Origin of the sequence: Vallitalea maricola (assembly GCF_036985595.1) — a bacterium.
Classification (GTDB): domain Bacteria; phylum Bacillota; class Clostridia; order Lachnospirales; family Vallitaleaceae; genus Vallitalea; species Vallitalea maricola.
Genome location: NZ_BTPU01000431.1, coordinates 1 through 237, shown reverse-complemented (window position 1 = coordinate 237; position 237 = coordinate 1). Strand labels below are relative to the sequence as shown.

Here is a 237-nt window from a genome sequence, read left to right as displayed (position 1 = left end):
TTAAAGTGATGTCATTGTTTGCTGGCATCGTCGCACGTTGGTTACCTGATGGTAAGCGTTTACGTCCAAAAGAAGTGGTAGAAGAATACCGAAAAACTATCATCGATGAATTAAACCTTAATCGGGAAGCTGCAAATGCTATCCAATTAAAACGTAATTTTGAGCAAGGTAGTGAATACGATAAAGCACTTTACATTCCTGAAATTTATAGTAAATATAGTTTTGAAAATGTTTTGG

The 237-nt window shown here is 35.0% G+C and carries 1 protein-coding gene; it reads left to right on the top strand.

Annotated elements, in window-relative coordinates; all coding sequences use genetic code 11:
• Window positions 1-237 (top strand): AarF/UbiB family protein (locus tag AACQ14_RS24545; RefSeq protein WP_339366146.1); only part of this gene is annotated, 237 nt, incomplete at both ends.